Here is a 14,274-nt window from a genome sequence, read left to right as displayed (position 1 = left end):
CATGGCACTCACGGGGGTGGCGCCATGAGCGCGCGCCTGCGGGGCATCGCACAGCAGACGGAACAGATCGTGGCGGCGGGCCACTACACCGCCACCGACGGCCGCCAGGTGCCGATCGCGGCGGCCGTGGACGCCGCGCGGAGCGGTACGCACATGTACGGGCCGGACGCTGTCCCGGTCCCCTCCGCGCCTTCGGTGGACACGTCTTTCGAGGTCACGGGCGAGAGCAGCCTGGAGGCCGCACACCGACTCGGCGACGGCACGGCCGTACTGAACTTCTCCTCGGCCCGCAATCCCGGCGGCGGCTACCTGAACGGCGCGCAGGCCCAGGAAGAGGCCCTGTGCCGAGCCTCAGCGCTCTACACCTGCCTTGTCGGGATCCGGGACTTCTACGACCACCACCGCACCCACCGCGATCCCTTCTACACGGACCGCGTCATCCACTCACCGAGCGTGCCCGTCTTCCGCGACGACCGAGGACGGCTCCTCGACTCGCCGCACACGGTCGGCTTCCTCACGGCCCCGGCGCCCAACGCAGGCGTCATCCGACGTACGACCCCGCAGCGCGCCGCGGACATCCCGGCCGCCCTCGCGACCCGCGCCGAGCGCGTCCTGGAGGTCGCCGCGGTACACGGCTACCGGCGCCTGGTGCTGGGCGCCTGGGGCTGCGGGGTGTTCCAGAACGACCCGGCGCAGGTCGCGGGAGCGTTCCGGACGCTGCTTGGGCCGGGCGGGCGGTTCGCGGGCCGCTTCGAGCACGTGGTGTTCGGCATCCTGGATCGCACGCCGGGGACGGTGACGCGAGCGGCGTTCGAACGGGCGTTCCCGGAGCGGCAGCTCCAGTCATAGAGCGCGCAGGGCCTCAGGCCAGCCGTGGCGTGTGCGGAGTGTCAGCTCCAGCCGTACCGCTCCCGCAGTCGATTCCGGACCAGGTTGAACCGCATCCGGTCCAGCGCGCACGCCTCGCGCCGCATGCCCCGCTCGTGCAACCGCAGCACCCGGTCGACATCGACCCAGGAGTCCCGCCCGGACTTGTCCCAGGGCCCGTTCCCGATCGGCACCCAGTCCCGCTGCGCGTCATGCCGCTTGCTGGAGAGCTGCACGGCGAGGAAGGTGCCGCCCGCCTCCCGGGCGACGACGAGCACGGGCCGGTCCTTGCCCCGTCCGTCGTTCTCCTCAAAAGGCACCCAAGTCCACACGATCTCCCCGGGATCCGGGTCGCCGTCATGCGCGGGCGAGTACTCCGTGCGCACCCGCCCCACCTTGCGGGGGTCGGCCTCGATGGTGGCGTGGGGGCCTTGGCGGCCCGGGATGTTCTCTTCAGTGGACGCAGTCACGGGGATCACGTTAGAGCCTGGCGCCGCATGTCGGTCAGTCGGTCTCCCCGTAGTTCATGAACCAATGCGTGTCGAAATATCGGGCCATCGTGTACGGGTGGTGCGGGTCGACGAGGATGCGGCAGACGAACTCCGCGGCCTGGCAGTCGAAGGAGAGTTCCTCGTCGAAGGAGTGGACCACGACGGGCCAGTGGTTGGGGTCGTCCCCGTCGGCTCGCCATGCGTAGAGCTCCTCATGCTCCGTACCTGCCCAGTTGAGCAGGCCGTCCTCCCCGCGCCCCCTCCACGGCTCCTGGTGCAGAGTCAGGAATCCGTCGAAGGCGCCCTCGCCGAACGTCTCGACCATGCGCTTGTAGTCCCTCGGCAGCGCGGTGCCCAGCCGCGACTCCATTTCCGCCCAGTCCACGTCCGGCCGCCGATCAGGGTCCGTCCAGCCGGTGATCCGTATGAGCCGCTCCATCCAGTCGACGTCCTCGTCCGCAGCGACCGCCAACGGTTCGGGCATCTCCCGGTGGGCGACCACCAGCACCGGCCGCACGATGTCTTCGCCGTCCCGTGCCGTACCCGTGCCGACCCACCGGTTCCCGTACGCCCACGCCCGTATCGTCACGGCCCGTTCCTCGAAGGGCAGGAGGAGGGCCGCGCCACTGGACTCGTCGAGCGTCGGATCGGTGAAGCCGTCGAGGACGAGGGTGCGCGGGGCCCCGTACCTGTCGGCGAGCAGGTCGGTCATGTCCTGCGGGTCCAGGTCGACGGGCAGGTACATGTACCCGTCCCGCGGCCCGAGTTGCGCCAGCAGGTCGTGGACGTTCGCTTGCGTGAGCTCCATGACACACAGTGAAGCGCACACCACTGACAACGGGCTGCTAAGCGGCCGGGGCGTTCGAGGTGACCGCCTCCGGTGGCCATGCCTCGTGCCAGCGAAGCTCCGACTCCAACTGGGCGGCGAGCGACACCAGCAGGGGCTCGCTGTGGGACGGGCCCAGCAGCTGGGCGCCGACCGGCAGGCCGCCGTTGACGAATCCGGCGGGGACGTTGACGCCGGGCCAGCCGAGCACGTTCCACGGCCAGGCGAACGGACAGGCGGCGATCATCGCGCGGTCGGTGGCGAAGCCGCTGAGGCCCAGCATCGCGCCGATCCGCGGTGGGGGAGCGGCCGTTGTCGGCGCGAGCATCACGTCGTACGACTCGAAGAACCTGCCGATACGGCGGTGCAGGACCGCCTCGGCGCGCCGGGCCGCCCGCAGGGGTGCCCCGCCAAGGAGCTTGCCGAGGCGGGCGGCGTCCAGGGTGCGCCGGTCGAGGAGGGCCGGGAAGGGCGAGTCGGTCACCCACTCGGAGATTCCGACGGTCGCCCGGGGCACGAAGGTCAGCCCGATCTGCCCGTACGGCGGATCGGCCTCCTCGACGGTGTGCCCCAACGCGGCCAGTTTCTCGGCGAGTTCGACGACCTTCGCGCGCACTTCCGGCTGGAGGCGCGCGGGCAGCGCGGTGAAGGGCGGCTTGAGGGAGAGCGCGATGCGCAGGCGCCCGGGTTCGCGTGTGGCCGCGGCCGAGGCGTCGACGGCCGGCGGACGGTGTGGGTCCCGCTCGTGGTTCCCGGCTGCGGCGTCGAGCAGCAGCGCCGCGTCCGCGACGGTACGGGCCAGGGTGCCGTTGACGGTGATGCCCTGGAAGGACTCGCCGCGTGGCCAGGTCGAGATCCGGCCCCGCTGCGGCTTGATGCCGACCAGATTGGTCCAGGAGGCCGGGATCCGTACCGATCCGGCGCCGTCCGAGCCGAGGGCGGCGGGCACCAGACCGGCGGCGACCGCGGCGGCCGAACCGCCGGAGGAGCCGCCCGGGGTGTGCTCGGGGTGCCAGGGGTTGCGGGTGTCGCCGAAGGCCGGGCCCTCGGTGAACGGCCACTGGCCCAGTTCGCAGGTGTTGGTCTTGCCGACGATCACGGCCCCGGCCGCGCGCAGCCGCCGTACCGCCTCGCCGTCCTCGCCGACCGGCGGGTACTCTCCGCGGCAGCCGAAGGCGGTGGGCTCCCCGGCGACGTCCATGTCGTCCTTGACGGCCACCGGCACCCCGAGCAGCGGCAGCCGTACCCCGGCGGCGAGTTCCTTGTCCGCCGCGTCCGCCTCGGCGAGCGCCGCCTCGGCTCGGACGACCCGGAAGGCGTTGACGGTGCCCTGGGTCGCCTCGATGCGCGCCAGCGCCCGCTCCACCAGCGCCCGGGACGTCACCTCGCCGTCGGCCAGCGCGCGGGCGGACTCCGCCAGCCCTGCGGAACGGTCGAACGTCATACGGACACCTCCGGGGACGACCCTGTCTACTGAACAGTAACCTCTGTCGGGCCGCGACGGAACGTCCTCGGTGCCAGCCGGAATTGAGTGGCCGTAGCACCCTTGCGCGAACCATTGACGCTCTCCCGCCTCACCTCTAACTTCTGACCGATTTGCCGAACCAAGTTCGATATTCCGAACCGATCGGTGTGAACGTGTCAGAGGGAGAGCCGCCCATGACCCCCCAGCCCGCCCCGTCCCGTCGCACGCTGCTGCGCGCGATGGCCGCCGCACCCGCCTCCGCGCTGCTCCTGTCCCAAACCCCCGGACTGCTCGGCACGGCCCTCGCCGCCGCCCCGCCGAGCGGCTCCGCCACCCGGTACACGATCGTGCCGTTCCTCAACAGCAACGACGGCACCGTGAACGTCTACCAGTCCGACGACGCCACCGACTTCCGCCTGCTGCGCGCCTCCGCCTACACCCCGCCCGCGAACCGCATCCGAGACGCGAGCGTCATCAAACACTCCAACGGCTACTACTACGCCACGTACACGACCCACACGTGGCAGGACACCAGCACGACGATCGGCTTCGCCCGCAGCGCGGACCGCGTCAACTGGACGTTCCTCTACGACTATCCGGTCCCGATCACGAACCTCTCCCGCGCCTGGGCACCGGAGTTCTTCGTCGACAGCGACGGCAGCGTGAACGTCATCGTGTCCTGCTCGACGACGAACGACGAGTGGATCTTCACGCCGTATCTGCTGCGGGCCACGAACTCCGCGCTGACGGCGTGGAGTTCACCGGTGGCCCTGTCCGGCATCGGCGCGAACCACATAGACACGTTCCTGGTGAAGATCGGCTCGACGTACCACGCCTTCACCAAGAACGAGACGACGAAGTACATCGAGTACGGCACGGCGACGAGCCTGACGGGCCCGTACACGATCTCCCGGACCGGCAACTGGGCGGGCTGGGGCAGCTACCGCGAGGGCCCGGCCCTGATCCAACTCGACAACGGCGCCTGGCGCCTGTTCTTCGACGGCTACGGCGACGGCCGCTACTACTACAGCGACAGCTACGACACGTTCGCGACGTGGTCGGCGCCGACGGCACTCCCGTCGATCTCGGGTACGGCCCGCCACTTCACGGTGGTCAAGGAGACGGTGACAGGCGGCCCGACTCTGGCCCGCAACGTGACCCGCTCCTTCCAGTCGGCCAACTACCCGACCCGCTACTGGCAGCAGCAGTCGTCCCTGCTGAACCTCCCGGTGGTGACCGCCTCCAGCACGGCCGCCGAGAAGCAGGCGTCGTCCTTCACGGTCACCGCGGGCCTGGCCGACGCCAACGGCCACTCCTTCCGCGACGCATCCGGCAACTACCTGCGCCACTACGACTTCCGCGCTCGATTCGACGCCAACAACGGCACGACGACGTTCGCGCGGGACGCGACGTTCATCGCCCGCACCGGTTCGGCAACGGGCTCACTGCGCTTCGAGTCGTACAACTACCCGGGGTATTACCTGCGGCACTACGGCTACCAACTCCGGGTGGAACGGTCGGACGGGACGGACCTGTTCCGGCAGGACAGCTCGTTCGTGCCGGTGGGGGCGTGGGCATGAGCTGTCCTGACCGAAGGTGACACAGCCGTAGTCAGGGAGGACCTGAAGTAGCTGTTCGAGCACCCGCTGGAGGACCATGCGGCGCCGCCAATGCCGATGGACCTCCAGCGCCCCGGGACCGGCCGAGCAGCTCCTCCTCCACCAGGTGTGCGACGAATTCGGGGGAGGGGGGTGGGCGGCGGCCGGGCGCAGCGACCGCGGTGCGAGGCGCGCCGGCGATCAGCCGAGGAGCCCCGCCGCGACGATCACCGCGGGAGCTTCTTCACTTCTCGTCGAAGAGCAGATCGTGGATCGGGTGCGTCATGCGGAGGGTGTTGCTGTTGGTGATCTCGACGACGTTGTGCATGCCGCTGAAACGCTCACCGGTGGACAGGACCGTGACGAGGTCCTCCTTGCCGGCGAGATACGCGGGGAAGCAGGTGAGCGACATGTCGAGCTTGAGGTAGTCCACCAGCCGCCGGAACAGCTTGGGCACGATCACCGCGTCATCGGTGATCGAGGACAGGCCGGTGATCTTCACTCCGGATGTGGTCACGTCGTCGGGCCACAGTCCCTTGCCGGCCGTCTGTGCCTGCTGGGCCACTTGGGTCAGTTCGACGCGCAGGTCCTTGAACAGGCTTCGGTAGAAGGTGGGGTACACCAGCCCCACCGACGCCAGGTGATGGTTGGCCGTCTTCTTCAGCTCGGGCACGCCGACGCTGATCTCCGTCCCGCTTGTTCCGGGAGGGGAGCCCCGGCCGACGAGGGCGATGACACGACCGAACAGGTCGGCACCTCGGGTGAGGATGTAGCCGGGTGTGCTGGCGGGCGTCGAGGCGGTGACGGATTCGTTCGCGTCGCGCTGCACGTTGGTGAAGCCGAGCCACTTGAGCAGCTCGTCCGCGGCCGCGTGGCCGTGCTTCAGTGGCTGGTGCTCCCCGTGGTAGTGGGTTTCCAGGGCATCGATGCCCTCCAGCCGCAGCTTTGCGTGGTCGGCGCCGGTGAGCTGTACGGGGTTCTTGCCGCCGACGAGTGACCAGTCGTCCAGGTTGTCCGCGACGAAGTGGACGGTGTCTCCGTCGGGCTGAGTGTTCTTGACATGGAATGAGCCTTGGATCAGGAGCATGGGCATGGCGACTCCAGTAGGGGGAGGTGGATGGGGGACGAGTCCTGTCCCTGGGACATTTGGACGCCAGGTGAACAGGCGGTCGGTTACCCAGTACTGGACGCTAGTGGAGGCCACTGGCATATGCCTTTTTTACGGGCGAATGGGTTAATGGCTCGCCCTTACGTCACCGGCGGATGCGCCTGCCCCTGGCCGGCGCGGTGGGTCGTACGGTCGTCAGGTCGGAGAGCTGGAGGTGCAGCGGTCCCCACGTCCTGTCGTCGACCGTGCGCGTTCGTCGTCGCGGAAGTCGACTGCTGCCGAAGGGCTGGCGCTTCTCTCACCTGGCGGTTGGTGCGTATTCGCGGGTGTCGGTGAAAGGAGTAGGCCTTGCTCACTGCCTGGAGAAGATTGGCCAGGGCGAGAGCCGTCCACAGTGCAGCACAGACGAGGGTCGACACGAAACTCGGCACAGTGCGCTTGAGGCCGAATCCGAGGACCGCCTGTAGCGCGTCGGTGACGACCACAGTCAGCACCAGTGGCAGGAGACCTGTGATCTGTGGCCGTACATCAACATCCTGGGTGAATATCGGAACAACCCAGGAACTGAACAGGATCACCATTGCCCCCGATGAACCCCACCGCGCCCAGTGCCAGCCCCGTTCCTGCCCGAACGGTGCGCCGTATACGCCGGCTGTCACGCTTCGGCGCTGTCCGTCCCGATCCTGGCCGCCGCGAAGGTCAATACGCCCAGGACAGCGAACTTGACGAGTACTGTGCCGGCCAGTGGAATCCCCACGGTGCCCAAGGTCCAGACCTGCTTCACATTAGGCCGGCCCGGACACAACGAGCGGCCGATGAGCAGCGTAGAGCGGCGGATGGCTACCTGGTTGACGCAAGCGCTGATCACGCTGGAGGTCAGCATGGCGATGCCTGCCCCGGTAAGGCCGTAGCTCGGCAGCGGGCCGGGGCCACCTACGAGGAGGACGGACAGCGTGGTGGATGCGGCGGTGCCGATAAGTCCGGCCCGCATCACCAACTCCTGTCGAGGGTGGTGCGGGGAATCCCGGCCGCGCGGCCGATCAGCGGAACGGACGCGACCGCCGCTGCGGCGATGGCACCGACGGTAATCGCCAGCCAGGTCCCGCTGCGCACCACGGGCAGAAGGCGGTCAGGATCCTCCTTGCTTGGTGTGATGAACGGCATCACGCCGCGCAGTGCCCCCGCCACTGTGGCGGTAGCGGGGCTGAATACGGCCATGGCGACGGCGAAGGCCGCGAGTGTGGCGGTGGCGTGGTTGCCGAGCAGCGCGGTGTCGACGAGAGCGCCGACTGAGGCGGCGATCATTGTCAGGAGTCTCCTCTGAACCCCCGACAGGGTCACAGCTCGGATGCCTGCGACGTCGACGCATACCCTCAGCCCAAATCAGAAGAGCGAAGCGAAGATCCTGTTAGCGGTGTTGTTGAACCGAACGTGCAAGGGCTCAAGGCGTCGGCTGTGCTCTTTCGCGGCCGAAAGATCTGCCGCCCAAATTGCCTCACCTGCAACACGCTGGATCTCGTAAGCCAGTTCACGCAACCCCTCGTCAAGGACGCGGGCTGCCGAGAGTTGGAGCTGTAGCACAGCCTCTGACCATCCTTGGGCAGTTGGGGTCTCCCACTGGCGTGCAGGCCACGAGCCTGATTCGCGAAGCTCGGCCAGGACACGGTCGAGTTCCTCGTAGGCAGCCTTGATCACGTCTGAGACGGCTGACTGAAGTACCTGGATGCTCTCCCTTTGGAAATCATCCCTGGTAGCTTGTCGATCTCGTGTGTATTGCTGGTCGCGGATCATGGTCTCGTGCCTGGCGGCGAGCCGATCCTTGTAGATCGTCAAGACAGACGTGGTCAGGGAACCGAGTAGGACTCCCACGAAGCCGAAGATTGCAGAGGCCATTTCAGCAGTCTCCACGACAACTGGTCGTCCCTGCTGAGTGCTTGGCAGGACGGGAATGCCAAAGTTCGGCCAGCAGGCGAACGGTCTTCGGTCGGTGGCTGCCGACTGCGGCTGGCGTGGGCCAAGCGCGCCGCTGGCGCCACGACGAGCCGGCGTGCCAGTGTCGCTCGTTCACTGAGTCGGTCCCGCCAGTACCGCTACGCAAGCGGCTAACCACACGATCGCCGGCGGTGGCCGATCAGGGCCGCACGGTTGGTCATCAAGGCACCACGATGCCCGCTAATTTCGTTGAGGCCGCACCCTGCGATCGTGTTGGCTGGCGGCGCCGAACTTTCAGTACCGCAGGTGGCCGCTTGGCCGTAGCAGGGAGTTGAACGTGCAGGACAGTGTTGTCGACCCCGTTGCCCACAATCGGGCAGCCTGGGACAAGTACGTCCAGGAGGGTAACGAGTGGTCGACGCCGGTCAGTGCTGAGGATGTCGAGCGCGCCCGCACGGGCGACTGGTCGATTGTTCTCATCGGGCGTGAGCCGGTCGACCGCTCCTGGCTGCCGGCAGACCTGACCGGCAAGGATGTGTTGTGCCTGGCCTCCGGCGGTGGCCAGCAGGGTCCGATCCTCGCCGCCGCGGGGGCGCGGGTCACCGTATTCGACAACTCACCGCGCCAACTCGGCCAGGACCAGATGGTGGCGGCGCGCGACGGACTCGAGCTGCGCACCGTCCTGGGCGACATGCGCGACCTCAGCGCCTTCGGCGACGCAGCATTCGACGTCGTATTCCATCCGGTCTCCAACCTATTCGTCCCGGACTTGGCACCGGTGTGGCGTGAGTGCTTCCGCGTCCTGCGACCGGGCGGAACTCTGCTCGTGGGCTTCATCAACCCTGATACGTACTTGTTCGACCACGAGGCGCTGGACGAGCGCGGCGAGCTGATCGTCGTGCACAAGCTGCCCTACAGCGATGTCACGCAGTACTCCGCCGAGGAACGCGCCACGAAGTTCGGTGCGGATGCCGCTCTTGAATACAGCCACACCCTCACCGACCAGATCGGCGGGCAACTCGCCGCGGGGTTCGTCCTCACCGGCTTCGCGGAAGCGCCGCACCAATCCAACGCATCCGCTCAATACATGTCGAACTATTTCGCGACGCTGGCGGTCAAGCCGGGCTGACCCAGCCGTGGGGTCGGCCGGCATCAACCGCGGCACGCGAGCCGCCGACGGCCGAGGCGTCGGTGATGATGCACGGCGGCCGGGGAGACGGCGTCGTAGGAGGCCCGGAGGGCGTCGACCTTCGGGACGACCGGGTAGTCGGCGTACCCGGCGGCCTCGTGGGTCAGCAAGCGGGTCGCACCGTGCTGGGTCAGCACAGCGGCGGTGTCCTGGGCGCCCGGGCTACGGGCCATAGTGCGCCTGCCCCATGACGCGAAGAAGGGCCGTTGGACCCCATCCGTCGGGCGCAGGCAGGGGTCTTTGGACCCTAGTGGGACCAGGTATCCCTGGGGCGATCATGTGGCGGCGGCCGGGAAGGGCCAGGTCCACAGCCCGTGCCAGGGCACTTCCCGGCTCGTCGGTGAAATGAGCGATGGGGAGGACTTCGTCCGGTGGACAGGGCACAAATACGTCAGGCAACGACCGCACGACCGAGGGCCGAGGTCACGGCGACCGGGCCGATTGCCGGGCGGACGGCGAGCCGGCCGTCGTGGGTGGAGTGGCTGACGACCACCGACCACAAGAAGATCGGGACGCTGTACCTGGTCAGCGCGTTCGTCTTCTTCATCGTCGGCGGTGTGATGGCCCTGATGATGCGCGCGGAACTCGCCCGTCCCGGGCTTCAGGTCATGTCGAACGAGCAGTTCAACCAGGCGTTCACGATGCACGGTTCGATCATGCTGCTGATGTTCGCGATGCCGCTTTTCACCGGTTTCGCGAACTGGATCATGCCGCTTCAGATCGGCGCCCCGGACGTGGCGTTCCCCCGGCTGAACATGCTGGCCTTCTGGCTCTTCCTCCTCGGCTCCTCGATCGCCGCTGCCGGCTTCCTCACCCCGGACGGCGCCGCCAGCTTCGGCTGGTTCCTGTACGCCCCGCTGTCGGACGCGGTCCACTCGCCGGGGCTCGGCGCCGACCTGTGGATCATGGGTGTGGCGCTCTCCGGATTCGGTTCCATCGCCGGTGCGGTCAACTTCATCACCACGATCATCTGCATGCGTGCACCCGGCATGACGATGTTCCGCATGCCGATCTTCACCTGGAACGTGCTGCTGACCGCGCTGCTGATCCTGATCGTGTTCCCGGTGCTGGCGGCGGCGTTGTTCGCGCTGGAGTGCGACCGGAAGTTCGGCAGCCACATCTTCGACCCGGCCAATGGCGGCGCGCTGTTGTGGCAGCACCTGTTCTGGTTCTTCGGGCACCCCGAGGTGTACATCCTGGCGTTGCCGTTCTTCGGCATCGTCTCCGAGGTGATCCCGGTGTTCAGCCGTAAGCCCATGTTCGGCTACATGGGACTTATCGGAGCCACGATCGCCATCGCCGGTCTGTCGATCACGGTGTGGGCGCACCACATGTACGTCACCGGCGGGGTGTTGCTGCCCTTCTTCTCCTTCATGACGTTCCTGATCGCGGTGCCGACCGGTGTGAAGTTCTTCAACTGGATCGGCACCATGTGGAAGGGCAGCCTGTCCTTCGAGACGCCGATGCTGTGGACCACCGGCTTCCTCATCACCTTCGTCTTCGGCGGTTTGACCGGCGTCATCCTGGCCTCGCCGCCGATGGACTTCCATCTGTCCGACTCGTACTTCGTCGTCGCGCACTTCCACTACACGGTCTTCGGCACGGTCGTGTACGCGATGTTCGCCGGATTCCACTTCTGGTGGCCGAAGTTCACCGGCAAGATGCTCGACGAACGCCTCGGCAAGATCACGTTCTGGACCCTCACCGTCGGCTTCCACCTGACGTTCCTCATCCAGCACTGGCTCGGCGCCGAGGGCATGCCGCGGCGCTACGCCGACTACCTGGCCGCCGACGGCTTCACCGCCCTCAACACCCTGTCCACGATCGGGGCGTTCCTGCTGGGTCTGTCGATCCTGCCGTTCTTCTACAACGTCTGGAAGACCGCCAAGTACGGCAAGCCGGTCGAGGTCGACGACCCCTGGGGCTACGGCCGTTCGCTGGAGTGGGCGACGTCCTGCCCGCCGCCGCGCCACAACTTCGCCGCGCTCCCTCGCATCCGCAGCGAATCCCCGGCCTTCGACCTGCACCACCCGGAGATCGCCGAACTCGAAGCGGCGCACTGACTCATGTCCCGCGTTGTTCTGGCGCTGGGCGTCGCGCTCGTGACCGCGGCCGGCTGCGTCTGGTACCTGCCGGCCCTGGCCGATGTGCGGGCGGGTGCCGACCGGCCGCACTCCCGCCGCACGGGGGCGGCGGCCTGCCTCATGGGTTGGGCCACCCCGGCGGCCACGGCGGTGGTGCTGCTCGTGTCGCAGCCATGGTGGGCGCCCGCCTCCGTCGCCGTCGCGGGCGCCGCCCTCACGATCGGCCTGCGCATACGCGCGGCTGTGCAACACCGAGACGAGACAAGGGAGATCGCCGCCCACTGGGCGGCCCTGCGCCACACCCCGCCCCCGGACCGCTGGAGCCACGGCCCGTCCCGGTACACGTTCGCCGCGCTGCTCGGCGGCGGGCTGGTCACGGCCGTGACCATCGCGGCCCTGCTGCTGGCCACAGGGCCCGGCGACGGCGGGCACTGGCTGATGGCCGCGACCACCTCCGCCGCGGTCGTGGGTGTATTCCTCGCCATCGCGACAACGCGCACGCACCTGGCCCGCAAACACACCACCAGTCGGCCGTCTTGACCGTTGAGATGAGTCCACACGCGATGGCAGACACCTGATGTGCCACTAAACTGCGCCAGGCGCCACTGGACACACGCCAACTGGCTGAAAGCGAAACGGGGAGCGGCATGGCTACGGGGGGATGGGGGCCGGGAAACGGCCCAGGTCAGCCTGGCGGCAACGGGCCGGGAGGCCAGGGCGGTTGGGGTGCTCCCTACGGAGCGCCGCAGGGCGGTCCGTACGGTCCGCCGCCGCCGAATCCGGGTCCGTACCCGTACCCGAACCCGAACCAGCCTCCCCACCCCTACGGCCCCCAGCCCACGGGGCCCGCCGCCCGGCGCCGTGGCTGTCTGTCGTTCGGTTTTCGCTTCGGGCTTGTCGGGGCGATCCTGCGCTCCGCGAACCGCGTTGCCACCAGGCTCTTCGCGCAGGACGGCGACGGCCGGATCGAGGACCGCACCGTGGACCGCGTCCAGTCGGCCCGCACGGTGCTCGGTGCCGCCTCCACCATCGTCCTGATCCTCGCCTACAACGTGGATCCGGACCGCTGGGAGGACGCGGCGTACCGCGGTGCCGCCCAACTCCTCATCGCCCCGTTCGTGCTGATGATCGCCGCGCCCCTGGTCATCGTCGGATTCATCTACTACGCGCCCCCGCACCTGCGGCCGCATCTGCGCTCCCGGCTGCGCGCTCCGCTCAAGGCGGTGGGCTGGTACGTGCTGACGTTGGTCGTGATGGTCGGAGTCCTCGTCCCGACGGCTCTGTTCGCCAACGCCGACGACGGGAAGAGCTGGTGGGAGTACGCACTGGCCGTCGCCTCGCTGATAGTGATCGTGTGGGGTTTTCCCTTCTTCTTCATCGCGTCGCTGTACTCGGCGCGCAGTGCCTTCAACAGCGCCCAGGTCCACCCGATGCTGCCGCCCGTCCTCACCCTGACGCTGGTGTGGGTGTTCGCGGCCTTCAGCCTGATCGGCGAGGGCCTGCCGACGGGCCCGCCCGCCGTCCAGTTCTGCTCCGTACTGGGCGGTCCGCTGACCGTGACCGCCGTCTCCCTGTGGGAACTGCGGCGGATGAGGACCCGCTTCGGCGTCACCCTGCGCGTCTGAGCATCAACCAGGTACTTGGGCATGGCGGTTGAGTACGCGCACTCATGCCGGGGTGGCGCGGCGGGCCCGAGGCTGGGGGCACACCCCAGACACGAGGAGCCAGCGATGTCCGCCATCCACCCGACCGTCAGCCCGTCGCCGAGCGCACGGCCGGCCGCAGTCGGCCGCCGACTGCCTGCCGTTCTCGCGCTCACCGTCGCCGCGGCGCTCGTGGTGTCGGCGTTCGGCGCCAAGGACCCGACCACCTGGCTGCTGGAGACGGTGTGGGTGATGGTGGGCCTGCCCCTGGCGATCCTGCTGCGCCGACGGTTCCCCCTGAGCGGCCTGCTGTGCGCTCTGCTGGCCGTGCACGCGCTGGTTCTCGTCGTGGGCGGGCACTACACCTACGCGGAAGTCCCGGCCGGTGACTGGGTGCGCGACTGGTTCGGCCTGGAACGCAACCCCTACGACCGCTTCGGCCACCTCATGCAGGGCTTCGTGCCGGCGATCCTGGTCCGGGAACTCCTCGTCCGCACCTCGCCGTTGCGCGGCAGCGGCTGGCTCGCTCCGCTGACCGTCTGCGCCTGCCTCGCCTTCAGCGCGGTCTTCGAGATGCTGGAGTGGGCGGCGGCCGTCACCGGCGGACAGGCCGCCGACGCGTTCCTGGCCACCCAGGGCGATGTGTGGGACACCCAGTGGGACATGTTCTGCGCGCTGATCGGCGCCACCTGCTCACTGCTGCTCCTCAGCCGTCTGCACGACCGGAGCCTCACCCGCCTGGCGTCCGCGGCGAAGGGCTGAACGCGTCGGAGACTCAGGCCGACGGCTGCTCCGTGGCGCAGTGGAGGCACTTGCTCGCAGCCGCGGGCAGGTCCTCGGAGAGGCAGGCAGGGCAGGTCTTGACGGGGCCGGGTTCGCCGAACGCCTTGACGCCGCGGCGGGCTTGGTAGTGCTTGTACGGCACGACGATCAGGAAGTAGATGACCGCCATGAAGATGATGAAGTAGATCACGGGTTGATCACGTAGTCGGTGAACGCTTTGATCAGGGTCGAGAAGGCCAGCGCGATGACCAGTCCGACGGCGATGGTGATGAGGTCGCCGCGCATGAG

Annotated in this window: 14 protein-coding genes and 2 pseudogenes; 7 read left to right on the top strand and 9 right to left on the bottom strand. The window is 68.4% G+C overall.

Features of this window, described 5'->3' with window-relative positions; translation table 11 throughout:
- Positions 1-24 precede the first annotated feature (24 nt).
- Entirely contained in the window at positions 25-849 is an 825-nt protein-coding gene (locus BN159_RS06375; RefSeq protein ID WP_015656103.1) for a TIGR02452 family protein, read from the top strand.
- Positions 850-890: 41 nt separating this feature from the next.
- Here BN159_RS06375 and BN159_RS06370 read toward each other — a convergent pair whose 3' ends face one another.
- The 3 genes from BN159_RS06370 to BN159_RS06360 are packed head-to-tail and all read right to left on the bottom strand — an operon-like array spanning position 891 to position 3,628.
- Positions 891-1,337 carry a type II toxin-antitoxin system PemK/MazF family toxin gene (locus tag BN159_RS06370; protein WP_041820907.1) on the bottom strand — a complete coding sequence of 149 codons (447 nt, stop codon included), beginning with the start codon at positions 1,335-1,337 and terminating at the stop codon, positions 891-893.
- A gap of 34 nt (positions 1,338-1,371) precedes the next feature.
- Complete coding sequence (locus BN159_RS06365) at positions 1,372-2,166, bottom strand: hypothetical protein (protein ID WP_015656101.1); 795 nt, start codon at positions 2,164-2,166, stop codon at positions 1,372-1,374.
- Between the two features lie 37 nt (positions 2,167-2,203).
- The gene (locus tag BN159_RS06360; RefSeq protein ID WP_015656100.1) at positions 2,204-3,628 is read right to left on the bottom strand and encodes an amidase; all 1,425 of its coding nucleotides are present in this window, start codon (positions 3,626-3,628) and stop codon (positions 2,204-2,206) included.
- Between the two features lie 215 nt (positions 3,629-3,843).
- On the opposite strand from BN159_RS06360, the gene BN159_RS06355 reads away from it, so the two are divergent.
- The gene (locus BN159_RS06355) at positions 3,844-5,229 is read left to right on the top strand and encodes a glycoside hydrolase family 43 protein (protein WP_015656099.1); all 1,386 of its coding nucleotides are present in this window, start codon (positions 3,844-3,846) and stop codon (positions 5,227-5,229) included.
- Between the two features lie 262 nt (positions 5,230-5,491).
- On the opposite strand, the gene BN159_RS06350 is transcribed toward BN159_RS06355, so the two are convergent.
- The 4 genes from BN159_RS06350 to BN159_RS06335 form a co-directional block, all read right to left on the bottom strand.
- Positions 5,492-6,340 carry a hypothetical protein gene (locus tag BN159_RS06350; protein WP_015656098.1) on the bottom strand — a complete coding sequence of 283 codons (849 nt, stop codon included), beginning with the start codon at positions 6,338-6,340 and terminating at the stop codon, positions 5,492-5,494.
- Positions 6,341-7,010: 670 nt separating this feature from the next.
- Complete coding sequence (locus BN159_RS06345; RefSeq protein ID WP_015656097.1) at positions 7,011-7,346, bottom strand: MATE family efflux transporter; 336 nt, start codon at positions 7,344-7,346, stop codon at positions 7,011-7,013.
- Entirely contained in the window at positions 7,346-7,660 is a 315-nt protein-coding gene (locus BN159_RS06340) for a hypothetical protein (protein ID WP_015656096.1), read from the bottom strand. Before BN159_RS06340 ends, BN159_RS06345 begins: the two co-directional genes overlap by 1 nt.
- A 78-nt stretch (positions 7,661-7,738) precedes the next feature.
- On the bottom strand, positions 7,739-8,248 hold the full coding sequence (locus BN159_RS06335; RefSeq protein ID WP_041818876.1) for a hypothetical protein: 510 nt from the start codon (positions 8,246-8,248) through the stop codon (positions 7,739-7,741).
- Positions 8,249-8,624: 376 nt separating this feature from the next.
- On the opposite strand from BN159_RS06335, the gene BN159_RS06330 reads away from it, so the two are divergent.
- Positions 8,625-9,416, top strand: a complete 792-nt coding sequence (locus BN159_RS06330; protein ID WP_015656095.1) for a class I SAM-dependent methyltransferase — start codon at positions 8,625-8,627, stop codon at positions 9,414-9,416.
- A 71-nt stretch (positions 9,417-9,487) separates the two neighbouring features.
- Here the strand turns inward: BN159_RS06330 and BN159_RS44745 are convergent.
- A pseudogene (locus BN159_RS44745) lies at positions 9,488-9,649 on the bottom strand (electron transfer flavoprotein subunit alpha/FixB family protein); the annotation flags it as partial.
- Between the two features lie 198 nt (positions 9,650-9,847).
- Between BN159_RS44745 and ctaD the strand changes: the two are divergent.
- The 4 genes from ctaD (at position 9,848) to BN159_RS06310 (ending at position 13,965) form a co-directional block, all read left to right on the top strand.
- The gene (gene ctaD, locus BN159_RS06325) at positions 9,848-11,539 is read left to right on the top strand and encodes an aa3-type cytochrome oxidase subunit I (protein WP_015656093.1); all 1,692 of its coding nucleotides are present in this window, start codon (positions 9,848-9,850) and stop codon (positions 11,537-11,539) included.
- A gap of 3 nt (positions 11,540-11,542) precedes the next feature.
- Entirely contained in the window at positions 11,543-12,100 is a 558-nt protein-coding gene (locus BN159_RS46400) for a hypothetical protein (RefSeq protein WP_015656092.1), read from the top strand.
- A 440-nt stretch (positions 12,101-12,540) separates the two neighbouring features.
- A complete protein-coding gene (locus BN159_RS06315) occupies positions 12,541-13,185 on the top strand; it encodes a hypothetical protein (protein ID WP_231905584.1) in 645 nt (214 codons plus the stop codon).
- Positions 13,186-13,290: 105 nt separating this feature from the next.
- Entirely contained in the window at positions 13,291-13,965 is a 675-nt protein-coding gene (locus BN159_RS06310) for a DUF2238 domain-containing protein (protein ID WP_015656090.1), read from the top strand.
- A 13-nt stretch (positions 13,966-13,978) separates the two neighbouring features.
- Here the strand turns inward: BN159_RS06310 and BN159_RS06305 are convergent.
- Positions 13,979-14,271 (bottom strand): annotated as a pseudogene (locus BN159_RS06305) (MscL family protein).
- Between the last annotated feature and the right edge of the window lie 3 nt (positions 14,272-14,274).

Source organism: Streptomyces davaonensis JCM 4913 (assembly GCF_000349325.1).
Classification (GTDB): domain Bacteria; phylum Actinomycetota; class Actinomycetes; order Streptomycetales; family Streptomycetaceae; genus Streptomyces; species Streptomyces davaonensis.
This window is presented reverse-complemented; position numbering and strand designations above follow the sequence as displayed.